The sequence below is a fragment of the Rhodococcus sp. RCBS9 genome (assembly GCF_029457415.1).
GTDB lineage: Bacteria > Actinomycetota > Actinomycetes > Mycobacteriales > Mycobacteriaceae > Rhodococcus_F > Rhodococcus_F qingshengii.
This window is the reverse complement of sequence record NZ_CP120422.1, coordinates 2,580,295-2,603,471: the sequence shown is the minus strand read 5'-3', so window position 1 is coordinate 2,603,471 and position 23,177 is coordinate 2,580,295. Positions and strand designations below refer to the sequence as shown.

At 63.7% G+C, this 23,177-nt stretch carries 19 protein-coding genes and 2 tRNA genes; 7 read left to right on the top strand and 14 right to left on the bottom strand.

Annotated elements, in window-relative coordinates; genetic code table 11:
* The first annotated feature begins 2 nt into the window (after nt 1-2).
* Together P0M12_RS12350 and pknB are read left to right on the top strand one after the other, a co-directional pair.
* Nucleotides 3-1,361: a protein kinase gene (locus P0M12_RS12350; protein ID WP_063315330.1), complete on the top strand. Its 1,359-nt coding sequence runs from the start codon at nt 3-5 to the stop codon at nt 1,359-1,361.
* Entirely contained in the window at nt 1,358-3,283 is a 1,926-nt protein-coding gene (gene pknB / locus P0M12_RS12345; RefSeq protein ID WP_042453355.1) for a Stk1 family PASTA domain-containing Ser/Thr kinase, read from the top strand. Before P0M12_RS12350 ends, pknB begins: the two co-directional genes overlap by 4 nt.
* A gap of 57 nt (nt 3,284-3,340) precedes the next feature.
* Here pknB and P0M12_RS12340 read toward each other — a convergent pair whose 3' ends face one another.
* Both P0M12_RS12340 and P0M12_RS12335 read right to left on the bottom strand, forming a co-directional pair.
* The gene (locus tag P0M12_RS12340) at nt 3,341-4,006 is read right to left on the bottom strand and encodes an aminodeoxychorismate/anthranilate synthase component II (protein WP_003942537.1); all 666 of its coding nucleotides are present in this window, start codon (nt 4,004-4,006) and stop codon (nt 3,341-3,343) included.
* 22 nt (nt 4,007-4,028) lie between these two features.
* Complete coding sequence (locus tag P0M12_RS12335; protein WP_223304399.1) at nt 4,029-4,670, bottom strand: DUF881 domain-containing protein; 642 nt, start codon at nt 4,668-4,670, stop codon at nt 4,029-4,031.
* Nucleotides 4,671-4,844: 174 nt separating this feature from the next.
* Between P0M12_RS12335 and crgA the strand changes: the two genes are divergently transcribed.
* Both crgA and P0M12_RS12325 read left to right on the top strand, forming a co-directional pair.
* Nucleotides 4,845-5,108, top strand: coding sequence for a cell division protein CrgA (gene crgA, locus P0M12_RS12330; RefSeq protein WP_003942576.1), 264 nt, complete (start codon nt 4,845-4,847; stop codon nt 5,106-5,108).
* A 107-nt stretch (nt 5,109-5,215) separates the two neighbouring features.
* Nucleotides 5,216-5,707 carry a PH domain-containing protein gene (locus P0M12_RS12325; RefSeq protein WP_003942511.1) on the top strand — a complete coding sequence of 164 codons (492 nt, stop codon included), beginning with the start codon at nt 5,216-5,218 and terminating at the stop codon, nt 5,705-5,707.
* Nucleotides 5,708-5,714: 7 nt separating this feature from the next.
* Here the strand turns inward: P0M12_RS12325 and P0M12_RS12320 are convergent, their stop codons facing one another.
* Together P0M12_RS12320 and P0M12_RS12315 are read right to left on the bottom strand one after the other, a co-directional pair.
* Entirely contained in the window at nt 5,715-6,563 is an 849-nt protein-coding gene (locus P0M12_RS12320) for a TauD/TfdA family dioxygenase (RefSeq protein ID WP_042453359.1), read from the bottom strand.
* Between the two features lie 122 nt (nt 6,564-6,685).
* Entirely contained in the window at nt 6,686-8,053 is a 1,368-nt protein-coding gene (locus P0M12_RS12315; RefSeq protein WP_024487653.1) for an FAD-linked oxidase C-terminal domain-containing protein, read from the bottom strand.
* Nucleotides 8,054-8,179: 126 nt separating this feature from the next.
* Here P0M12_RS12315 and P0M12_RS12310 point away from each other — a divergent pair, with 126 nt between their 5' ends.
* Nucleotides 8,180-10,045 carry a GAF domain-containing protein gene (locus P0M12_RS12310; protein ID WP_073512969.1) on the top strand — a complete coding sequence of 622 codons (1,866 nt, stop codon included), beginning with the start codon at nt 8,180-8,182 and terminating at the stop codon, nt 10,043-10,045.
* Here the strand turns inward: P0M12_RS12310 and P0M12_RS12305 are convergent.
* Entirely contained in the window at nt 10,036-11,379 is a 1,344-nt protein-coding gene (locus P0M12_RS12305) for an MFS transporter (protein ID WP_007729201.1), read from the bottom strand. The two genes, P0M12_RS12310 and P0M12_RS12305, sit on opposite strands and share 10 nt — an antisense overlap.
* Before the next feature lie 304 nt (nt 11,380-11,683).
* Here P0M12_RS12305 and P0M12_RS12300 point away from each other — a divergent pair, with 304 nt between their 5' ends.
* Entirely contained in the window at nt 11,684-12,211 is a 528-nt protein-coding gene (locus P0M12_RS12300; protein ID WP_125050136.1) for a lipoprotein LpqH, read from the top strand.
* Nucleotides 12,212-12,242: 31 nt separating this feature from the next.
* On the opposite strand, the gene P0M12_RS12295 is transcribed toward P0M12_RS12300, so the two are convergent.
* On the bottom strand, nt 12,243-13,187 hold the full coding sequence (locus P0M12_RS12295) for a rhomboid family intramembrane serine protease (protein WP_118605179.1): 945 nt from the start codon (nt 13,185-13,187) through the stop codon (nt 12,243-12,245).
* A gap of 17 nt (nt 13,188-13,204) precedes the next feature.
* On the bottom strand, nt 13,205-13,732 hold the full coding sequence (locus P0M12_RS12290) for a peptidylprolyl isomerase (RefSeq protein WP_007729190.1): 528 nt from the start codon (nt 13,730-13,732) through the stop codon (nt 13,205-13,207).
* Between the two features lie 90 nt (nt 13,733-13,822).
* On the opposite strand from P0M12_RS12290, the gene P0M12_RS12285 reads away from it, so the two are divergent.
* Nucleotides 13,823-14,275: a hypothetical protein gene (locus tag P0M12_RS12285; protein WP_277377783.1), complete on the top strand. Its 453-nt coding sequence runs from the start codon at nt 13,823-13,825 to the stop codon at nt 14,273-14,275.
* 57 nt (nt 14,276-14,332) lie between these two features.
* Here the strand turns inward: P0M12_RS12285 and P0M12_RS12280 are convergent, their stop codons facing one another.
* The 7 genes from P0M12_RS12280 to gyrA all read right to left on the bottom strand — a co-directional run bounded on the left by P0M12_RS12280 (nt 14,333) and on the right by gyrA (nt 23,174).
* Nucleotides 14,333-15,610, bottom strand: coding sequence for a lipase family protein (locus tag P0M12_RS12280; protein ID WP_003942541.1), 1,278 nt, complete (start codon nt 15,608-15,610; stop codon nt 14,333-14,335).
* Between the two features lie 127 nt (nt 15,611-15,737).
* Nucleotides 15,738-17,402 carry an alpha/beta-hydrolase family protein gene (locus P0M12_RS12275; RefSeq protein ID WP_221742463.1) on the bottom strand — a complete coding sequence of 555 codons (1,665 nt, stop codon included), beginning with the start codon at nt 17,400-17,402 and terminating at the stop codon, nt 15,738-15,740.
* Nucleotides 17,403-17,464: 62 nt separating this feature from the next.
* A complete protein-coding gene (locus P0M12_RS12270; protein ID WP_277377782.1) occupies nt 17,465-18,574 on the bottom strand; it encodes a hypothetical protein in 1,110 nt (369 codons plus the stop codon).
* Between the two features lie 276 nt (nt 18,575-18,850).
* A tRNA-Ala gene (locus P0M12_RS12265) sits at nt 18,851-18,923 on the bottom strand.
* A 176-nt stretch (nt 18,924-19,099) separates the two neighbouring features.
* Nucleotides 19,100-19,173 (bottom strand) — tRNA-Ile (locus P0M12_RS12260).
* 75 nt (nt 19,174-19,248) lie between these two features.
* The gene (locus tag P0M12_RS12255; RefSeq protein WP_277377781.1) at nt 19,249-20,643 is read right to left on the bottom strand and encodes a DUF3566 domain-containing protein; all 1,395 of its coding nucleotides are present in this window, start codon (nt 20,641-20,643) and stop codon (nt 19,249-19,251) included.
* A complete protein-coding gene (gene gyrA / locus P0M12_RS12250) occupies nt 20,643-23,174 on the bottom strand; it encodes a DNA gyrase subunit A (protein WP_003942463.1) in 2,532 nt (843 codons plus the stop codon). Before gyrA ends, P0M12_RS12255 begins: the two co-directional genes overlap by 1 nt.
* Nucleotides 23,175-23,177 lie beyond the last annotated feature (3 nt).

The window sequence follows — 23,177 nt, the reverse complement described above, 5'->3', positions numbered from 1 at the left end:
CCGTGGCGTTGAACAACGGCGCTTTGATCGCCGATCGTTACCGATTGATCCGTCTCATCGCCACCGGTGGGATGGGTCAGGTGTGGGAAGCCACCGACTCCCGGCTCAACCGTCGCGTCGCCGTCAAGGTACTCAAGTCCGAGTTCTCTTCCGATCCGGAGTTCTTGGAGCGCTTCCGCTTCGAGGCCCGCACCACCGCACAGCTCAACCATCCCGGTATCGCCGGAATCTACGACTACGGCGAGACCCGCGACAGCTCGGGTGATTCCACGGCGTACCTGGTGATGGAACTCGTCAACGGTGAACCGCTCAACGCCGTCCTGGCACGCGTCGGCCGCCTGGCGGTTCCGCATGCCCTCGACATGCTCGAGCAGACCGGCCGCGCCCTGCAGGTCGCACATGACGCCGGTGTCGTGCACCGCGATGTGAAGCCCGGCAACATCCTCATCACGCCGACGGGCCAGGTGAAGATCACGGACTTCGGCATCGCCAAGGCCGTCGAGAACTCCCCTGTCACGCGCACGGGAATGGTGATGGGCACCGCCCAGTACATCGCGCCCGAGCAGGCTCTCGGTCAGGACGCGACCGCGGCGAGTGACGTGTACTCGCTGGGAATCGTCGGATACGAAGCACTTTCGGGTAGACGCCCGTTCACCGGTGACGGCGCGCTGACCGTCGCGATGAAGCACGTGCAGGAAACCCCGGCGCCGATGCCGGCCGACCTGCCGCCGAACATCCGCGAGCTCATCGACATCACGTTGACCAAGGATCCGGCCGGCCGCTACGCCAGTGGCGGCGAGTTCGCCGACGCCGTTGCAGCCGTTCGGGCAGGGAGACGTCCACCGCCGCCCGGTCTGCTCGCTACCGGTGCCGCGAGCGCGTTGCCGGCAACGGGTGCCACGCAGGTCATGCCGCCGACGTACGCGGGCCCGGTGACGGGCGCCGCTGCTGCGGACGACGCGGCAGCCGGCGGACTGACCAGTGGACAGAAGGCCGTGGCGTGGGCCGGCGGCGGATTGATCCTGTTGGCGTTGATCATCGGCGGAGTCTGGATCGCGACCGACGGTCCGAGCGACCCGACGCCGCCCGTCGTCACGTCCACGACGTTGCCGACCACCACGACGACCAAGCCCACCACCACGACGACTCGGCCGACGACGACGACCACCGAGCCGACAACAACGACGACTCGGCCGACGACCACAACGACCGAGCCGACAACCACCACGACAACGCCGACCACGACCACAACAACTCCGACGACCACAACCACCACCACGACGACAACGACGACCACAACGACCACTGAGCCGTTGGCGGATCCCGGAGACGCTGAAGAACCGCTAGGACAAGACCAATGACGACACCCCGCAATCTCTCCTCCCGCTACGAGCTGGGTGAGATTCTCGGCTTCGGCGGAATGTCCGAGGTTCACCTGGCGCGCGACCTCCGACTCAGCCGCGACGTCGCGATCAAGGTGCTGCGTGCAGACCTCGCACGCGATCCCACGTTCTACTTGCGGTTTCGTCGTGAGGCGCAGAACGCTGCCGCGCTGAACCATCCGGCGATCGTGGCCGTCTACGACACCGGTGAAGCCGAGACCGACGCCGGGCCGCTGCCGTACATCGTCATGGAGTACGTCGACGGCGACACGTTGCGTGACATCGTGCGCAGCACCGGACCGATGGCTCCGCGCAAGGCGATGGAAGTGATCGCGGACGTCTGTGCCGCTTTGGACTTCAGCCACCGCAACGGCATCGTGCACCGCGACGTCAAGCCCGCCAACATCATGATCAACCGTGCCGGCGCCGTGAAGGTGATGGACTTCGGTATCGCCCGTGCCATTTCCGACGCGTCGAGCCCGATGACGCAGACGGCCGCCGTGATCGGCACCGCTCAGTACCTCTCGCCGGAGCAGGCGCGCGGTGAGCAGGTGGACGCGCGTTCGGACGTGTACTCGCTCGGTTGTGTGCTGTTCGAGATTCTGACGGGCGAGCCGCCCTTCAAGGGTGATTCACCGGTCGCCGTGGCGTACCAGCATGTTCGTGAAGATCCGCAGACGCCGTCGGAGATCAATCCCGACATTCCGCGCGAGCTGGATTCGATCATTCTCAAGGCAATGAGCAAGAACCCGGCCAACCGCTACCAGAGCGCCGGCGACATGCGCAGCGACTTGGTGCGTGTCCTGGGCGGTCAGCGTCCGAGTGCGCCGATGGTGATGAACGACGAGGACCGCACCACCATCCTCGGCGCCGTCGGCTCCGACACCGGGAACTACCGCACCGCTCCCGATCCGGTCGAGCCGGTTCCTGCGAGGACAACTCGCGCCGCCGAGCCGCCTGCCAAGAAGAAGGGCGGTCGCTACGCCCTGATGGGCATCGCGGCGCTTCTGGTGATCGGTCTGGTGACGTTCTTCCTCATTCGGGTGAACTCGCCGAAGGTCGAGATGGTGACCGTTCCGGGTGACCTGACCAACCAGCCCGCCGACGTCGCCGAGGCGACGCTGACCAACGCCGGATTCCAGGTGGAGCGTCAGCAGAAGACGGACAAGGTGATCGCCGCCGGAAACGTCATCACGACGCGTCCGGTTGCCGGGGTGCGTATCGAGAAGGGCAGCACCGTCACCATCGACGTGTCCACCGGACCCGAGCAGGTCGCGATCCCACGCCTGACCGGGCTGAGCCAGGACGACGCGGAGAAGAAGCTCAACTCCGTCGGACTCCGACTTGATCCGACCATCGGCAAGGCGGCATCGACCGTCGCCGAGGTCGACAAGATCGTCAATCAGGACCCGGCCGTCGGAGTGTCGGTTGTTCTCGATTCCGCGGTCTCGATCACCGTCGGCACCGGACCGGAGCAGGTTCGTGTCCCGGATGTCACCGGTCAGCGTGAAGAGGTGGCGAGGCCCAACATCGAAGGTGCCGGGTTCGTCGTCCAGATCACGGAGATCGATTCGGGACTGCCCAAGGGACAGGTTGTTTCGACCGACCCGACCGGCGGTACTTCGGCCACCAAGGGTTCGACCGTGACGCTACGAGTGTCCAACGGCAACCAGGTCGCGATGCCTGATCTGACCAACAAGACGGTGTCCGAGGCGTTGAGCACGCTTCGCGCAGCCGGCTGGGCGGGAACTGCATCGCAGCTGGTGCAGAACCAGAGCACGACGCTCACCCCGGAAATGGTGGGCAAGATCGTCTCGCAGACGCAGCCTCCGGGCTCGGAGATCTCCAAGGACGCAGTCATCACCGTCAGCGTCGGAGCGCTCGGAATCCCCGGCCGCTAGCAAAGTGAAAAAGTGCCTCCCGGAGATTTCCGGGAGGCACTTTTTTGTGGACAGGTGTCAGAGAATTGCGGGCAATGCGCCGCCGAGCGCCGACGCGACCTCGGCCTCGAGGGCTGCGACGAGCCCTTCCGGCGGCGCCTCACCGCAGACTGCGAGCCAGTTCGCGAGCATCCGGTGTCCACCCTGGGTGAGGACGGACTCGGGGTGGAACTGGACGCCGTGAATCGGCAGTTCGCGGTGGCGCATCGCCATCACGACGCCGCTCTCGGTGTGGGCGGTCACCTCGAGTTCCTCGGGAATGGTGTCCTCGAGAACCGTCAGCGAGTGGTAGCGGGTAGCGGTGAACGGATCGGGCAGTCCGGCCAGGACGCCGACGTCCTTGTGGTGAACCAGACTCGTCTTGCCGTGAAGCAGTTCGGGCGCGCGGTCGACGGTTCCGCCGAAAGCCGCACCGATCGCCTGATGTCCGAGGCAGACGCCAAGCAGCGGGGTCTTGGTGTCGGCGCAGACCTTCACCAGATCCATCGTCGCTCCCGCGCGCTGCGGAGTTCCGGGGCCCGGGCTCAGGAGAATGCCGTCGAACTGCGCTACTGCACCCTCGAGGTCTGCCGTCAGTTGTGGATCGTCGTTGCGCCAGACCACGGCTTCGGTTCCGAGCTGGCCGAGGTACTGCACCAGGTTGAACACAAAGCTGTCGTAGTTGTCGACGACGAGAATCCTCATGAGAGCAGGGTAAACGCCCGTGCTATCCGCCGGTATAGGCGGGGACCGTGATCTGCGACGGCGTTGCCTGCGTGTACCCGAGGCCGAAGCGGGTCGCGTACTGCTTGTAGATCCGAATGCCCGGTTCGGCGGCGAGGGCCGCCTCGAGGCGCGCAACGTCACCGATGGCGCTCATCACGTAGGGCGGGCTGTAGGTACGTCCGTGAAGAAGAAGAGTGTTTCCGATGCACCGCGGCGCCGACGTACTGATGATCCGTTGGTCCTGCATGCCCACCGCTTCGGCCCCGCCGGCCCACAGTGCGTTCAGGACGCTCTGAACGTCCTGCTGATGCACGACGAGGTCGTCCGGGGTGGCGTCGACCGGATACTTGCCGTCGGCGTTGCGCGGAGCGTCCGTCATCGTGACGACAACACCCGGGCCGGTCATCTCCGTCAGTCCCGCGTCGGCGGAGATGTTCTTGATGTCACCGAGCGCGGCGGCCACTCCGGCGTCGGACCGAGCGGCGTCTTGCTGCAGCGAATCGAGCTGGGCGGCAAGTTCGTCCCGGTCGGCCGAGACTTTTTCGGCATTGGCCTGGGCGCTGCGAACCAGATCGGAGAGCCTGGTGCTTTCGGTGACCTGGAGCTGGTTCTCCTCGGCGGATCGTTGCGCCGTGGCGACCATCAGACCGGCTACCAGGCAGACGGCAAGTACACCGATGTGCCAGACGGTTCGTGAAGATTCACCCGAAGACACGTGGCTCCTCCCGGATTGTGCAGGTCGGCCGGTGACCAACTGGACACAGCTACGTTAGCGTGTAGGTAACACATGCAGGTCACACCGTAGAGCGAGGACGTCATGCCCAAGTCGAAGGTCCGTAAGAAGAACGACTACACAGTCAACCCGGCAAACCGCACTCCGGTGAAGGTGAAGATGGGTCCGTCGAGCACGTTGTACGTCTCGGTGATGCTCGGATTCATGCTTGTCGGCCTGGCGTGGCTGATTGTGTACTACTTGGCCGCGGATTCGATCACGTGGATGAACGACTTGGGAAACTATAACTTCCTCGTCGGCTTCGGTTTCATGGTTGTCGGCCTTGTCATGACCATGAGATGGCGCTGACCAGCGAGTATCTGATTCGACCCGGATCGTGACCGTCATTCAATTACATGGGTGTCATTCATCCCCATTGTGGATAACTCCTGTGGACAACCTAGGAAGTTATCCACATGCTCGAGGATGAATTTCATCCACAGCCTCGTGACAACGTCACGGAGGTGATCTCGTGGGCCACTCCGATGGGTGTTGTCTACGCGATGTTCGGCGGCGGAATTGCCCTCGCGATCGCCTCGATAATCGCGCCCACGGAGCCTGCCGGACGCTTCCTGCTCGCCCTCGCGGTGATCGGGCTGTTCGTGATGGGCGGACTCGCCCTGCGTCAGCGTCCCCGCCTGGCTGTGATCGAAGACGCGGGAACCAAGTCGATCGCGGTGCAGCGACTGCGCGCCCGCCACGAGTTCACCCGCGAACAGATCGACCGCGTGCGTCTCGTCCGCTACCCGCGTCTGGGTCGACGCGTCCCGATGCTCGAGATCGACATCGTCGACCGTCCCACCGACACGGAGAAGCTGTTGATCTTCGGACGCTGGGATCTCGGCACGTCGCCGGAGGACGTCCTCGACGTGCTCGCTGTCCACGGATTGGTACCGCCCGAGAAATAGGCGCGGGTTACATGGCCAGTGCCGCGAGGTCCGGCTGCACGATGTCGAGAGCCTGCTGCGGCACCGCGACTGCGTCGCTCGACCATCCCCAGATCGAGTACAGCTCACGGCCGGGGTCGGTGTATCCGTCGCGGCCGTGCAGTACCCGGTAGTTGTCGATGCAGATCATCTCGCCGGCTTCGGCGCGGAACATCGGACCGCTGTCGCGCACGTGAATCACAGCCTCACTCCACTGCTTCACCAGCGGCCACTGCGCTACTTCCGATTCACCGGCGATCGGCGCGAGGTACGGGTGATAGCGAACCTGGTTGCGTCCACTCGGCACCGTCCTGGCGATCGGCGCAAATGTGTTCTGCGGGAAGTTCGGTTCCGAATGGTCGATGTCTGTGCTCCAACAGAATTCGGCCAATTCAGCGGTTGCGGGATCGAAGGCGAGCAACCGCGTCAGTTTGAGCGCATCGATGAGAAACGAGTCGCCGCCACTCGGATACGCCGGACGCTTGCACCACAGAAACAGATAGTCGGGCGCGTAGTCACCGAACGCAAAACCGTCGTTGTGGGCGGTCATCCGCTCGCCGGAGATGCCGAACGAGCGCTTCCTGCCGCGTTCGTCCACCGGTTGGGTGTCGACGACAGCTGCTTCGGCATCCTGACTCTTGGCACTCGCCTCGAACTGACGGCCGACGCGAATGCACTTCTCACCGAGCAAATTCGACGCGAAGGCAATGGCATCTTCCTCGGTGTGCAGGCCACCGAAGACCGCGGCCCCGTCGAGAGCGATTGCCGCCCGGACGGCCTCGACCGTGTCCACGCGCCGCGGAACAACACTTGCCAGCGTCAAATCGGAAGAGAACATTCATGACTCCATACGTCGAGTTGGCCAAACGGTTCAACTCGAGCGTAGGAACTCGTCATTTCGACGGCGTAACTCCGGAAACCGATTCGGTTACGGAGCCGGCCTTCAGATCACCCGGCCTTTCAGATCACCTTGCCGGGGTTCATGATTCCGTGAGGGTCGAGTGCGCCCTTGATTGCATGATGCATCGCGACGACGGCCGGTGACAGTTCCTGTGCCAGGCCACCCATCTTCAGTAGGCCGACGCCGTGCTCACCGGTGACGGTTCCGCCCAACTCGAGGGCGTTGTCGATGATCTCGGCAAAAGCGGCCTGAGCGCGCCTCCGCGCCGCTTCGTCGTCGTGTGGCGTGATCAGCAGCGGGTGCAGGTTGCCGTCACCCGCGTGCGCGATGTTCGCGATGTGCGTGTCGTGCCGGGCCGAGATGGCCTCGATGCGCGCCAACATCTCCGGAACCGCCGCCTTGGGGACACAGATGTCCTCGGTGAGCACCGGGCCGAGCCGCTCGAGGGCGGGGTATGCCAGACGCCGGGCGGAGAACAGGGCGTCGGCTTCCTCCTGGTCGGTGGATCTCGCGCTCCAGGTAGCCCCGGAACGGTTGAAACAGGCCAACATTCGCTCGGCTTCGGCGTCGCCGATCTCGCCCGGTGTGTCGATTCGGCCGAGCAGGACCACCTCGGCATCGGCCGAGAGGCCCATGTTCTTCCAGGCATCGACGGCAAGCAGGCACTGCCGATCGATCAACTCGAGGGCCGACGGCGTGAGACCGTCTGCGGCGACGGCTTCGACGGCCTTGCCCGCAGCAACGATGGAGTCGAAGTATCCGACGATGGTGCGTTCGGGATCGCGCTGAGGACGAAGCTTGACGGTCACCTCGGTGATCACCCCGAGAGTGCCTTCGGAGCCGACCATGAGTGCCGAGAGATCAAACCCAGCCACTCCCTTGGCAGTTCGACGCCCGAGCCGAACCAGCTCACCGGTTCCGGTGACCACCTGCATGCCCAGTACGTAGTCCTTGGTGACGCCGTACTTGACGCAGCACAGGCCGCCGGCATTGGTCGCGACGTTGCCGCCGATCGTCGACCAGGGTGCGCTCGCCGGATCGGGTGGATACCAGAGGCCGTGCTCGGCGCAGGCGTCGCGGAGGTGATCGTTGACCACTCCGGGTTCGACCACGGCCAAACGCTCGAGGGTGTTGATCTCCTTGATGGCGTTCATCGCGTCGAAGGCGATCACGACGCCGCCGGCGACTGCGTTGGCTCCGCCCGACAGACCGGTTCCGGCGCCGCGCGTGACGACGGGCGCACCGTGGGCGATGCACGCCTGCACAACTGTCTGTACCTGCTCGGCTGTGCGCGGGCGGACCACTGCGACAGGCATCTCGTAGGGAGCCCACTCGGCGTCGTCGTGGATGTAGCTCGCCATGATGTCGGGGTCGGTGATCAGTCGATCCGCATCGATCTGCGAGCCGAGCGCCTCGAGGAGTGTCATGTCTCCACGATAGTGACGGCGGCTACACCGCCCCATGTAGATTTACTCCGAGAAACCGGAAACTGTATGGACATTCTCTCCATACTCATCATTGGTCTGACGAGTTGGTCTGACAAGGGAGCGCGGATGCACGAGAACTGGCTACAGCTTCTCCTGGCCGAGGCATCCACCGAGGAACTGATCGAACACCGCGATCAGTTGGCCGCTGGGTCAGGCCCCGAGGTCGCCGCCGAGATCGAGCGAGAAGCCCGATCGGCACTTCAACTACGAAGTCTCCTGGCTCAGCGCCGACAGCGCGCCACCGAACTCGGGGCACTCAACGACATCGCGTCGCTGCTGACCACGATGCACGATCACCACGCCCTTCTGCAGGAGATCGTGGATCAGGCCAAACGACTACTCGGCGTGGACCTTTCGTACCTTGCTCTCATTCACGACGACATCTTGATCATCGAAGTCACGAGCGGTGCGTACACCTCCCAATTGCTCGGCCTCACGGTTCCCTTCCGCGAAGGTCTGATCGGTCGCGTGGTCGAGAACTCTTCTCCTGCTTGGTCTCCCGACTACCGAAACGATCCCTCGTTTGCACATATCGGACCGGCCGACGACGCAGCGCGAGCCGAGAACATGCGCGGCCTGCTGGCTGTGCCGCTGACCTTGAACGGCAAGATCCTGGGTGCCCTGTGCGCGTGCAAACGTCAAGAGCGCCGATTCGGCAACGAGGAAGTTGCGTTGCTGTCCGCCCTCGCAGCCCATGCCTCGGTGGCCATCGAGAATGCCCGCTCTCTCGAACGCTATCGCGCGACGGTTGCGGAAGTGAACGCCGCGAACACCGAACTTGCCAAGCGCACAGCACTTCTCGAACAGACACTGACTTGGGATCGTTCGCTCACTCAGGTTGTCCTGCGCGGCGGCGGTGTTCGCGAACTCGTGGAGGAAACCTCGGCGTCGACGGGCTCGCCCGTGTTCTTCGTGACCGGAACATCCGAGATCCCACCGGGACTGCAACGGGTGAGCGAGAGCGTGCATCGGGTCTTCGACATCCTTGCCGCCGACCGACGCGAGCAGGAAGTGACGCTTATCGTCGGTGAGCAGTTCCTGTTCGCCACCGAAGTACGCAGTGCCGGTGACCAACTCGGAGTTCTGTTCCTACTCTCGCGCCAGGAACCCACCGCCGCCATGAGATTGGCACTCGAAAGGTCTGCTCCCGCCATTGCGCTGGCACTGGTCGGCGAACGGGCAGCCCGGGAAGCCACCCGCCGAGCACGCGATGCATTTCTGGTCGATCTGATCACCAGGCCTGCGCCGACGCCGGCCGAGGTCACCGGTCAGTTCCGCCTGGCCGGGCTCAATCCTGACCGCTCGTACACCGTCGTGGTGGCCCGCCCGGCCGACGCCGTCGACCGTGCGCGTCGCAGTATCGAGGAAATTGCATTCCCCTCGGGAACCGTTGTTGCCGAACATGGTTCACGAGTCATCGCACTGATTCCCGGAATGTCACCGGCAGCAGTTGCGGCGGCGTGGGTTCAGCCGGCGGAGAACCCGACAGTGGGAATCGCCGATCCCGCGGTGGGAGCGGAAGGTCTGGCGCGGGCGTATGTCGAGGCACAGCACACCGTCGACGTCCTCGAGACTCTCGGTCGGGCCTCCCACGTGGAACCGGCAAGTTCACTCGGCATCTACCGAATTCTCCTCAGCCGCACCGGCCGCGAAGAACTGGAAGCCCTGACAGAGCGTTCCCTCGGTCCTCTCCTCGAGGAGGAGCAACGACGCGGCGTTCCGCTATTGGACACCCTCGCGTCGTACCTGTCACACAATTGCAAGCACTCCGCGACCGCCGCCGCGCTCGCGATTCACGCCAACACTCTGTACCAACGGCTCGAGTCGATCGACCGATTGATCGGTACACAGTGGCGTCAGCCGGACCAGGCGCTCGATCTTGCGCTCCTGATCCGGCTGCGTGCCAGTGCCGGGAAACTCGGTCAGATCTGAGCGGGCTTGCTCGATCGCTTTGCCAGTGCCACCACAAGGATTGCGGCACAGAGCATCACGGCGCCCACCACCCACAGTCCTGCCTTGGCATTTCCGGTCACATCGGTGAGCCAGCCGGTGATGTACGGAGCACCGAAGCCCGACGCGTTGCCGATCGAGTTGATCATGGCGATGCCCGCGGCCGCGCTGGCACCCGTCAGGAACGTGGTGGGAAGGTACCAGAATACGGGGAGTGCACACAGCACGCCGACGGCGGTGAGCGAGACCGCGATCATGACGGTGAACGGTGAATCCAGGTACAGCGCAATCGGAATGGATACCGCGCCCAGGAGCGTCGGGGCTGCAACGTGCCACATTCGTTCACCGGTCTTGTCGGAATGGCGGCTCCACAGCACCATCGCGACAGCGCCGATCGCGTAGGGGACGGCCACGATCAGGCCTGTCTCGACGAGCGAGAAATCGGTGTTGAACGTCTGCTTGAATCCCGCGACGATGCTGGGCAGGAAGAAGCTCAAAGCGTAAAGGCCGTACGTGATTCCGAAGTAGACCAGACCGAAACCGATGACGCGGGGATCACGCAGGGTTTTGCCGGCCGACTGGTGACCGGCGTCGCCGAGTTCTTTCTCCTCGTCGGCCATCGACTTCATCAGCCAGGTGCGCTCCTCGAGGGTCAACCACTTCGCGTCGGCGGGACGGTCGGTGAGGTAGAACCAGACGACAAACGCCAAGATCACGGCGGGCAGACCCTCGATCAGGTACATCACGCGCCATCCGGCCAACCCGAACAGGCCGTCGCCGTACTGGATGATGGCCGCCGAGAGCGGGGCACCGAGCGCCGACGAGAGCGGAAGTGTCAGCAGGAACAAGCCCATCAGGCGTACGCGGTACTTCTTCGGGAACCAGAAGGTCAGGTAGAGAAGAACTCCGGGGAAGAAGCCGGCCTCGGCGATTCCCAGCAGAATGCGGAGGAAATAGAGGCTGCCCACGTTGGGCACGAATGCCAGCGCAGCGGCGAGGATGCCCCAGGTGAGCATGATCCGCGCGATCCACAGCCGGGCGCCGAAGCGGTGCAGGGCCAGGTTGCTCGGCACCTCGAACAACAGATAGCCGACGAAGAAGAGTCCGGATGCGAGCCCGAACATCGTCTCGGTCATACCGAGGTCGGCGCTCATGGTGAGCTTGGCGAAAGCGATGTTCGTACGATCCAGATAGTTCACGAAATAGAGCAGGATCAGGAAGGGAATCAGCCGGCGCGCTACCTTCTTCACCACGCGAGTTTCGATCTCGCTCGGCGCAACCCCACCGTCAGTGGTGGTGCTATCGGTGGAGGTCATTGCAGGGGTACTCCTCGGAAAAGGTCAGCGTTGCTATCTACGAAGTGACTCAAGCCACAGTAGAAGCACGACCGAGCCCAACCTATGTGGACAATCTCTACAGAAGCCGTCTCTGCATGTGCGATTGCTCCCAAAGATCCGACAGATGATCCCGGGCAGCCCGACGAACGTCCCTGAACAGTCGAAGGCGACAAACCCGTCTGAGCTGGGGGTTTAGAGCTACGAGCACCAAGTCACTGGCTAGTGTTGTCGGCGAAACAGCCAGAGCAAGTGCGGACGCACCGCGTGACTTGAAGGACAGAACATGACGAAGTTGGTTCGGACCACGATGACCCGCCGGTCCTCCACCGCAGTCGCTGCCACCATCGCGGCGGTCGCTCTATTCGCCTCCGCCTGCGGCAGCGACTCCGACAAGACCAACTCCGACAAGAGCGCTGCCGGCGCCTCGTCCGCTACATCCTCGGCCACCGTCGGCGGGAAGACACTCGACGCCAAATTCGAGACGAAGTGCGCAAAGGACGGCGGCACGACAGTTATGACACTGCTCGACGCGGAAAATGCCACCTACGGCATGTTGACCGTCTCGGCCATCGTCGATGAATCCGGCACGGTTCAGACTGCTGGAATCGCCGGAAGCGAGGGTGGATCGAACGGTCTGCCGTACACCGCCGGATACGCACCAGGCCTGCCCGGCGGATCTGCCAGTGCCAAGCAGGACGGCAGTACCTTCGTGGTGACGGGCGAGGGAATCGGCGCCCGGGACAAGGGCAACCCGACGGCGACGTCGAGCTTCGAGATCACGTTCGCCTGCGAGTCCATCATCGGCGGCTGATCCGTAGAACGGCTGGGCCCTAGGATTCTTGCTAGCTGATTCCCAACTGTTCGCGCAGTTGAACGACGCGGAGCACGATGACTCCGATTGTCACCACGGTGACGGCACCAAAAGCGATCCAGCCGATCCGCACTGCTTTCACGCGGTTCTCACCGGCGCCCAACCACTGTGGGGCGTACAGGAATGCAGCGGCCGTTGCGGCACCTGCCACCAGACCTCCCGCGTGACCCCAGAACGAGATCCCGGGCAGCGAAATGCTGATGATCACATTGATCGCGATCACCGAGATGATCGGGACCGGGCTTCGACGCAAACGCAATAGAAGGACGGCCTGTGCGCCCATGATGCCGAAGATCGCTCCCGACGCCCCAGCAGTCCAGGACAGGGCCGTGAGCGAAGAGAACACCGGCTGGAATGCCATCACCGAGGCGGAACCGCCGAGAAGCGAAACCAGGTAGATGCCGATGTACCTCGAGCGGCCCATCACAATTTCGGTGTCGCGGCCCAGGATGTAGAGGGCGTACATATTGACCGCGAGGTGCAGGATTCCGAAGTGCAGGAACCCGGAGCCGATGAGCCGGAACCAGTCACCGCTGGCGACCAGACCCGGATTGAGTGCCCAGTTCGCGAAGATCGACGAGCCGACCTGATTGTTCATGATGCTTCGCGACTGCGCGAAGGTGGCGAGGAACGCCAGGACGTTGAGCCCCATCAAGGTGTACGTCACGATCGGGATCGCACGGGCGGGGCTCACGGTGTTTCCGGCGACGCCCCGAACGGGGCGGACATCGCGTTGGCCGGCAGCTACACAGTCAACACATTGGTATCCCACCGCCGCCTCGCGGAGGCAGTCCGGGCACGCCGGACGTCCACAACGATTGCAGGAAAGTGCGGTGGGTCGATCTGGATGGCGGACGCACCGCGGTTGGGGCGGGATGCCCTCACTCGCACCGCCGCCCCAACCGGGGTTCGTCATCTGCTTGTTTTACCTGTTCAGGAGATGGTGATGCTGTTGATCACGACGGGCTCGACCGGACGATCGCCACGATCGACGGCGGTGGAGGAGATAGCGTCGACAACCTTCTTGGAATCGTCGTCGAGAACCTCACCGAAGATGGTGTGGCGACGGTTCAGGTGCGGCGTCGGGCCGGTGGTGATGAAGAACTGCGAGCCGTTGGTTCCCGGGCCTGCGTTGGCCATGGCCAGCAGGTAGGAACGGTCGAACTGCAGTTCCGGGTGGAACTCGTCACCGAACTTGTAGCCCGGGCCGCCGGTGCCGGTTCCGGTGGGGTCGCCACCCTGGATCATGAAGCCGTCGATGACGCGGTGGAAGATGGCACCGTCGTAGAACGGGCCGGTCTTGGTGCCGGCGGCGTTTGCGGTGGTGTACTCCTTCGAGCCGTCGGCGAGGCCGACGAAGTTCTCGACGGTCTTCGGCGCATGGTTGCCGAACAGAGCGATCTTGATGTCGCCGCGGTTCGTGTGCAGCGTTGCGGTTGCGGTCTGATGAGTTGAAGTCACACCACCATCGTGCCATTGCCGGCGTTCTCGCGGATGTCGCCCCGCAAAAGTCTCCCTGTCCTCGCCCCACTGTTATGGCACAGTGAAGTCATGACACGAGTGACCGAGTCCCTCAGCACGCAGTTGCCCGACACCTTCGATCACGCGCGCGCCCGCGTCGAGGACACCTTCGACGAGACTGCCGCCTACCTCGAAGAGACAGCGGCTCGCATCAAAGAGTCCGAGGCAGCCGACAACGCTCGCCGCATCGCTGCGGTGGTCGCCACGTCGGTCGCTCGCGGCGCTGGGCAGGTCGGGTTGTTCCTGGGTCGCCAGGGCAAAGTCCTCGCCAAGAAGGGCGTCGAGCGCGCAAAGGCCATCCCCACGAAATCCACGGAACGCACCGAGAAGCCTCGCGGTCGCAAGCGCGTCACCGTGTTCGTCATCGCCGGTGTTGCGGTGATCAGTGGCGCGGTGTTCTTCAAGAGCCGCCGACGCGAGCATCCGCCGGTCGCTTCCGCACCCCCTCGCCTCGAGGAGAACTCGGCCGAGAAGACCGCTTAGTCGAGATACGAAAAGCCCCGGAACAGATTGTGTTCCGGGGCTTTTCGATGTTCACGTTCAGCAGTTGGACGGTGCCGGGACGTTGTTGAAGCGATCGATCATGTATCCGACGGATTCCGGGGTACCCACCAGGTACGGCGTCGCGTGATTGATTGCCAGTCCCGGAATGATCGGGGGCAGTTCGTTGACGGAGAACTGCACCGTCGCGCCCTTGCCGCACCAGTCTCGCGCCAGTTGCTGTCCCTGGCCGAACGGAACGATGTCGTCGGAGCGGCCATGCTGAATGAGCACGGGCGACTCCGGCGTCAGCTTGCCGATCTTCTGCTCGTCGAGGATTGCCTGCGCCATGGGCAGACGCGCCAGAACTGCGGAGAGTGATTCACCGGAATTGGTGAAGCTCGACGACTGCTGGAAGCCGAACTGCAATCCACTTTCGGCGACGCACTGGTTCTTGGTGGCGGCCAACATCTGTCGGCCGCGATCGTTGATCTCGGCGTCGAGCAGCGGCTGAACCTCGGGGTACTGCGCAAGGATCCCGTTGAGCGCGTATCCGATCACTCCGGTGAGGAACGTGCCGTCGACCTGCTGCAGCGTCGCCGCCAGATCGGCGGGCGGTGCACCTGCGTACGTGCCCTTGAGATCAAGCTCAGGAGCATACGACGGCTTCAATTCCGTTGCGGCAGCGGCAGCTCCACCACCTTGCGAGTAACCCCACAGTCCGACGGGGCCGTCGGCGGGAATGCTCGTGTTCGGGAGTTGCTGAGCGGCTCGCACCGAGTCCAGAACGGCGTGCGCTTCGGCTTCACGGTTGACGTAGGTGTGATCGCCCGGAGTTCCGAGGCCCTCGTAATCGGTGACGACGACGGCAATGCCGTTGAGCAGCAACGTGTTCACCCAGATGGACTCGTAGCCGACCATGACGTCCGTCGGGAACTGGTACTCGATGCCGGTGTTGAACAGCTTGGACGGTGCGCACTGATCGCCCTGTCCGTGCGTTCCCACCGCTGCGGCAACCAGTGGACGCGCCCCCTGCCCGGTCCACGGGTTCGACGGTTCGAGATAGGTGCCCGTCACGGCAACGGGGGCGCCTTTGGCGTCCTCGCTTCGGTACATGATCTTGGTGGCGGTTGCCGGCCACGCACCGTTCGATCCGGGCACGCTCAGCAGCAGTGGTGACGGCTCACTCTTGATGAGATCTCCGTTGGCACCTGCCGGAAGCTCCGACGGCGGCGTGTAGAAATCCGCCGGCTCCGCCGTTGCGGCAGGGGCCGTCACAGCACCCATGACCAGTGCCGCGACGGAGACCCCGGCCGCCCACCATGCTCTGCTCTTCACGTTTCGATCTCCCCACGCTCGCTTGCGCTGTGGCTTGGCACACAGCGAACGCAGAGTAACACATACCTCACGTAACACTTTTTGGTGAGGTTTTTGCCTTAACAGGCTGAATTACAACCGTTTACGACTACTTCGTGGGCTCCAGATTGGTGGTCAGCAGCGCACGAAGCTTGTCGGTATCAGCCGAGGTCCAGGTCTCGGGGTGCAGGATCTTGGCCCACATGTCCGCTGCATCCTCGCCGTAATTGTGACCGTGCCCGGACGGGACGTCAGCCGAGAAGACCATGTCGAGGGTTACCTGCCAGAAGGTCACGAGAGGAACCCATGTCATTCCCGGATCCACGTCGCGACCCAGCGGTTCCTTGAGCCAATCCGGCTTGTTGAGCAGCAGGTCGAAGGACCACCACGTGATCGGGTCGCTGGCGTGCTGCCAGTACACGATGCGATCGTCGTCCCAGTCCGACTTCAGCTCCAGATCTTCCGGATCACCGGCAAACCGAATTGCCTGGCCACCGTCGATCACCGGCAGAATCTCCGGTGAGCCCGAGTCACGACTGTCCGTGATTTCCTGCCACTGAGCAGTGAAGTTGGGGGTTCCGACCCACAGTGCGCCGTCGACGCGCGTCATCATGTCCTGAGCGCCGGCGAATGCGGCCTGGCCACCGTAGGAGCCGAGGCTCTCACCGAAGACAACCAGTTCGGGTCGCGTCTCAACGGGCAAGTCGATCCACTTGGCGTAGACCGCGTTGAACAGCGCGCGGCCGGCGATCATCGGCGTCTCACGGTCGGCGATGAAGGCCAACGGACTCGGAAGGAACGAGTACTGCATCGACGCGATCGCCGTGTCCCCGCCCTCGACGTACTCGAACGCCGACGCGACGTCCTCGTTCACCCAACCGCGACCGGTGGTCGTGACAACTGCGAGAGTTCCGCGGTCGAATCCGCCGGTGCGCTCCAACTCGTCGACGACCCGCTGTGCGACACCGTTGATCGAGTCCGAGGATTCACGTCCGGCATACACCCGGATCGGTTGCTTCGCTTCACGTCCGGTCAATGCAGAGATCTCGGCTGCGGTGGGACCGCTACCCATGAAGGTGCGCCCCTCCTGGCCGAGAGAATCCCAAGCCTCGGCGGACATCGGCGAACCGCTGCGCTCTGCAATCATGGGCTGTTCGATGCCGTCCGGTGTTTCGTGATCCGCACCGGAGAAACTCCAGTTCGCGAAGGCGATCAGCCCGTTGTACAGCGCACCGTTCACGATGAAGATGCCGAGGGCGAAGATGACGATCAAGCTGCCGACCTTCGCCGCCTCGAGGGGAACGAACCGTAGTGCGACGGCGGTGAGCTTGTTGGTGGTGAACCGAAGACCACGGCCTGCCTCGAGCAGGATGAACCAGATTCCGAGCGAAATCATCAGCACCAGAAGATAATTCGCTTGATTGGTGCGTGGAGCTTCCACGAGATCGCGAACGATCTGCTGCCACCACGAACCGAGGACCAAGAACGTCGGCACCAGAATGACGGCCGCGACCAACAGGATTCGCCAGCCGATCTTCTTGGTGCGATCCGACCACTGCGGTTCGACGCCGCACTTGCGGATCATCCAGGCGACCGTCACGCCGACGCCGTATCCCATCGCGAGCGAGATGCCCGTCGCAACGCCCTGCAGGTACCACGCGCGCGGCAACAGGGACGGACTCATGGACCAGGTGAAGAAGACCAGAGCAAAGGCAAGCCCGACCGGGTGCAGCGTCTTGCAGTAGAGGCGCAGCCGTTCCCACACACGTTTCATGCCGGAATCGTATGCGCCCCGTGCCCGAATCAGGTCACGAAGCGCACACGCGTCCAGTCTGTTTACGGGGCGAAGCGCAAAATCGCGGCAACTGCGCCGCCGCCCGGAATGTCCTCCGCGCGAACAGCGAGCACCCGTGCACCCGTCAGGAGCGCACGACGAGCGATCTCGTCGACGACCCCGTAGGTGCTTCCGTTGGTCGACTCACCGGTCGTGAGAGCGCCCGTCTGGGGATCGAGACTTCCGGGTACGACGGAATCTATGTCGATGAAAACGGTGTCGACCTGTCCGTACGTCGCGGCTGTTGCCACGTCGGCGACGTCCGTCTGAGTGCGTCCCTGTTCCGTGCGCACATTGAAGGTGTCCCGCACCGCCGCCAGCTGCTCGGCATGGAAGTCGTCGAGCGCCCGACGCGAACCGTCCGCCACTTCCTGCGTCGACAAGGCTTCCGGGTTTCCCTCGACGGTTTTGTCGACCAGGTGGCGGTACGAATTCACGGAGCGATACACCGACGCGATGGGTTCCGCAGCGGCCAGAATCAAGGGGACGTCACGGCCGGCGAGCACACCGCGGACCTCGTGATCGACTGCGCGGGCGTACTGATTGACGCGCAACTTTCGGCTGTCCGACCCCGACAACCGACCCGCTTCGGTACGGCTGTTGATCGACGACTTGCCCGCGTGATCCGCAGCGTTCTTCGGCATTCCCTGAACACGGACCTCGTCGGCCGGCTGATCGGCAGCGATCTCGATCAGTCGCACCGAACCCTCTGCCAGAGCGAGAACAAACGCCGTCTGGGGGAACGTCACCGAACGGAGCAGTGGCTTGAGATGAAACCGATCGCTGACCGTTTCGAGCGCCTGCAGACGGTTGGGGAGGCGGAAGGTCACCAGACGCTCCGGCGTCGCGTACGTGACCAATGAGCGCGACTGGAAGCGCCAGAAATCGTCGTCGTCGTCGAGCTCTGCGTATTCGGCCTCGAACTGCTTGCGCTCGGCCGGATCCTCCACCGATGCGAGTGCCGAGCGGACCTGGTCCTTGAAGGCTATGCGCGCTTTGTCGTAATCCTGCGGCGCATCTTCAGTCGGAGTAACGATGGTGATGCAGGTGGGCCCCTCCACCTCCGCGAGTGCGGCAATTTCACCGTGGCTGGGAATGTCGTTGTGAAGCACTACGAACCTCCTGAAATTGGGTTCTCCTCACGCTACGCCCGGCTGGTTATGACCACTAGACTTTCCGGAGAATTCGGGACGAACGGTCCATAGTGGGCGCGGTTCCGGCCACCCCACTCCGAGCGAACGGCATGTTCATCGCCTTCAGTGCGCCGAAAGTGCCGTTCGCTCGAAAACGGGGGCACACAAGTCGGGCACCGGCCGGGGCGAGCAGAGATCGGGTACATCGGCATACAAAAACACCCTCCCGGATCCCGGGAGGGTGTTTTCTTACTGTGGAGCCTAGGAGATTCGAACTCCTGACATCTGCCTTGCAAAGGCAGCGCTCTACCAACTGAGCTAAGGCCCCGTTCGGTTTTCTGACCGGAGTCAGAGTACCTAGGTTCTATCCTGTTTCCAAATCGTGCCAAACCTTGTCTCCGCGCTGACTTTTGATCAGCTTGGTGACCCCGAGAGCTACCAGAATTCCGGCCCCGACAAGCAGGAAAACCTTCATTCCAGCAACCCTTCTTCGGCACATGGGAGTGGGCCTAGGAGGACTTGAACCTCCGACCTCTTCATTATCAGTAAAGCGCTCTAACCACCTGAGCTATAGGCCCCTGAACCGATTCCAAAGATTACCCCACCGGGCCGCTGACACCAAAACGGGCCCGGCGGAGCAATGTTTTCGCAGGTCAGTCGCGGTCGGCGAGAGTTACCTCTACGCCGCCAACCAGGTCGCTGCAGAGGTTGTAGATGAACGATCCGATCGTGACGAGTGCCGTGAAAAGCACCATGTTCGCGATACCGATCAGTGCGGCGTAGCCGAACACCTGGCCGGCCGTCACCAGACCGTCCGAGCCGCCGTCGGCAACGATGTCGGTGAACGCGTTGTTCAGGCGATCCCAGACGCCCATGCCGTCGAGAACGACGTAGAGCAGTCCGACGGCCACCATCCACACGAAGAACAGCGACACCGAGATCACGGATGTGATCTTGAGCGTGGACCACGGGTCGATACGACGGATCTGGACCGTTGCGCGCAGTGGCGCACCGTCCACGACCGAAGCCGATACGGCGTGAGTTTTCTCACCCTTCACCGCAGCAGGCAACGGATGCTTGGCCTCGGAGAGGTCAGGCATGTCCTTCGGTAGATCCTTGCGATCGATGTGCCGAGTCGGCCCGTCGATCGCGGCGGCTTTTGCTTTCGGATTAGCGACCGTGGGATTGGCGACCGTGGCGTTTGCAGCCTTGGGATTTGCGCCCGAGGGTGTAACAGCCTTGGCTGCTGCCGCGCCGGCGACGCCACCGGTAGCTGCGGCAGCCGCCGTTCCCGTCACGACGGGACGTGCCGACGGGTTGCCGGCAGGACGACCCGTCGGTGCACCGGCAGCGGGACGACCCGATTGCGGCTGTCCCTTCGGCGCACCACCCTGCGCGGGGTTTTTGGCCGGACCACCCTGCGCCGGACCACCCTGCGCAGGGCCTGCCGCTGCAGGACGCTGCGGACCCGCAGGCGGCTTACCCCCGGCAGGAGCTGCCGGACGACCCGCAGGAGCACCAGCGCCGGCTGGGCGCGTGATGTTGGTCTGCGGCTGACTTTGCGGCGCCTGACTTTGCGGTGGCTGAGTCTTCGACGCCGGGGCTTTGGACGCCGGGTTCTGAGCAGCCGGGTTCTGAGCTGGCTGCCCCTGCGGCTGACCCGACGGCTGGGGTCCGCGTTGCCACGGCGGCGCCTGGCTGCCACGAGCCTGATTGGCAACCGGTTGCGGCGGAGCCTGACCGTCACCCTTTGCCGGAGTTACCGGCGCAGCCGGAGCCACTGAAGGAGCGGAAGGAGCTTGACCCTTGGCCGCACCCGCGGCGTCGGAAGCCCCACCCGCCGGCTTCTGAGCCGACGGGCCGCGAGGCGGCTCCGGTGCCTTGGGCGCCGGAGCTGCCTCGGAAGCTTTGGGTCCGCCGTCCGCTGGAGCTGCAGGTTTCGAGGTCTGCGGCCCCGCCGGAGCAGTTGCCTGCTCCGGCTTCGGTGGCGTCGAACCTGAAGTGCTTTCGCTCTTCTGGTCACTGCCCGGCTGGTTGGGAGTGCTCACTAGGACTCCTTAGCTCCATCGGCATTGTCTGCGTTGTCGGTGGTCTCTGCAGCGAGCTCTTCGGGCTCGTCGGCGTTGCGCGCAATCGCGAGCAGTGTGTCGCCTTCGCCGAGGTTCATCAGACGCACGCCCTTGGTCTGGCGTCCCGCCTTACGAACCTGCTTGGCAGCCGTCCTGATGACGCCGCCGCCCGAGGTGATCGCGTACAGCTCGTCGTCGTCGTCGACGATGAGCGCACCGACCAGAGTGCCACGTTTCTTGTCGTACTGAATCGTGAGCACGCCCTTGCCGCCGCGACCCTGCACCGGGTAGTCCTCCATGCCGGTTCGCTTGGAGTAACCGCCCGACGTGGCGACCAGGAGGAACGTTCCTTCACGAACGACGTTGAGCGAGAGCAGCTCGTCGTCACCGTTGAAACGCATGCCCTGGACACCGGAAGTGGCGCGGCCCATCGGACGCAGTGCCTCGTCGGTGGCCGAGAAGCGGATCGACTGGCCCTGTGCCGAGACGAGAAGGAGGTCGTCTTCGGCGGAGCAGAGGACAGCGCCGACCAGTTCGTCTTCACCGCGCAGGTTGATGGCGACGATGCCACCGCTGCGGTTGGAATCGAAGTCGGTGAGCTTGGACTTCTTGACCAGACCGTTGCGAGTGGCGAGCACCAGGTAAGGCGCGTCTTCGTACGTCTTGATCTGGATGACGGACTGGATGCGTTCGTCCGGCTGGAATGCCAGCAGGTTGGCAACGTGCTGACCGCGAGCTGTACGGCTCGCCTCGGGCAGTTCGTAAGCCTTGGCGCGGTAGACGCGGCCCTTCGTGGTGAAGAACAGCAGCCAGTCGTGCGTCGACGTGACGAAGAAGTGCGAGACGATGTCGTCCTGCTTGAGGCCGGCACCCTGAACACCCTTGCCGCCGCGCTTCTGCGAGCGGTACAGGTCGGTCTTGGTGCGCTTGGCGTAACCGGTCTCGGTGATCGTGACGACGACGTCTTCGCGGGCGATCAGATCCTCGTCGTTGACGTCTCCGTCGGCGGCGATGATGCGGGTACGACGGTCGTCGCCGTACTTGTCGACGATTTCCTTGAGCTCGTCACGAACGATCGCGCGCTGACGCTCCGGGCGAGCCAGAATGTCTTCGAGGTCCGCGATTTCGAGTTCGATCTCGGCCAACTCGTCGACGATCTTCTGACGCTCGAGGGCGGCCAGACGACGCAGCTGCATGCCGAGGATGGCGTCGGCCTGGATCTCGTCGACGTCGAGGAGTTCCATCAATCCGGCGCGAGCGATGTCGACGGTCTGCGACGCACGGATCAAGGCGATGACCTCGTCCAGAGCGTCGAGCGCCTTGACCAGACCGCGCAGGATGTGGGCGCGCTCCTGTGCCTTGCGAAGCAGGTACCTGGTACGACGGACGATGACCTCGAGCTGATGCGTCGTGTACAGACGGATCATCTGATCGAGGCGCAGCGTGCGCGGCACTCCGTCGACGATGGAGAGCATGTTGCAGCCGAAGCTGGTCTGCAGCTGGGTGTGCTTGTAAAGGTTGTTCAGCACGACCTTGGCAACGGCGTCACGCTTGACGGTGACGACGATGCGCATGCCGACGCGGTCCGAGGACTCGTCGTGGATGTCGGAGATGCCACCGATCTTCGCGTCACGAACCTGCTCCGCGATGGAGGTGATCAGGTTGTCCGGGTTGACCTGGTAGGGCAGCTCGGTGATGACGATCGTGGTGCGGCCCTTGGCATCTTCTTCGATCTCGACGACGCCGCGCATACGGACGGAGCCACGGCCGGTGGTGTAGGCATCCTGGATGCCCTGTCCACCGACGATGAGCCCGTGCGTCGGGAAGTCGGGTCCCTTGATGCGCTCCATGACGGCCGCGAGGGTGGCTTCCTCGTCCGCCTCGAAGTTCTCGAGCGCCCAGTAGATGGCCTCGGCAACTTCACGCAGGTTGTGCGGCGGAATGTTGGTGGCCATACCGACGGCGATGCCGTTGGAACCGTTGATCAGAAGGTTCGGGATTCGGCTGGGCAGAACCGTCGGTTCCTGCGTCTTGCCGTCGTAGTTCGGGGTGAAATCGACTGTCTCGTGGTCGATTTCGCGCAGCATTTCCATCGCGAGCGGCGTGAGCCTGCACTCGGTGTAACGCATGGCGGCTGCGCCGTCGTTGCCGCGGGATCCGAAGTTTCCCTGACCGTCGACGAGCGGGTAACGCAGCGACCACGGCTGGGCCATACGGACCAACGTGTCGTAGATCGAGGAGTCGCCGTGGGGGTGGTAGTTACCCATGGTCTCGGCGACCGGTCGGGCAGACTTCACGTATCCGCGGTCGGGGCGATATCCGTTGTCGTACATCGCGTAGAGCACGCGGCGGTGCACCGGCTTGAGTCCGTCGCGGACATCCGGCAGAGCGCGACCGACGATGACGCTCATGGCGTAGTCGATGTAGCTGTTCTGCATTTCCTGCTGGATGTCGACCGGTTCGATCCGGTCGTGTTGCGGACCGTCCGGTGGCAACGTGGTGTCGGTCATGAG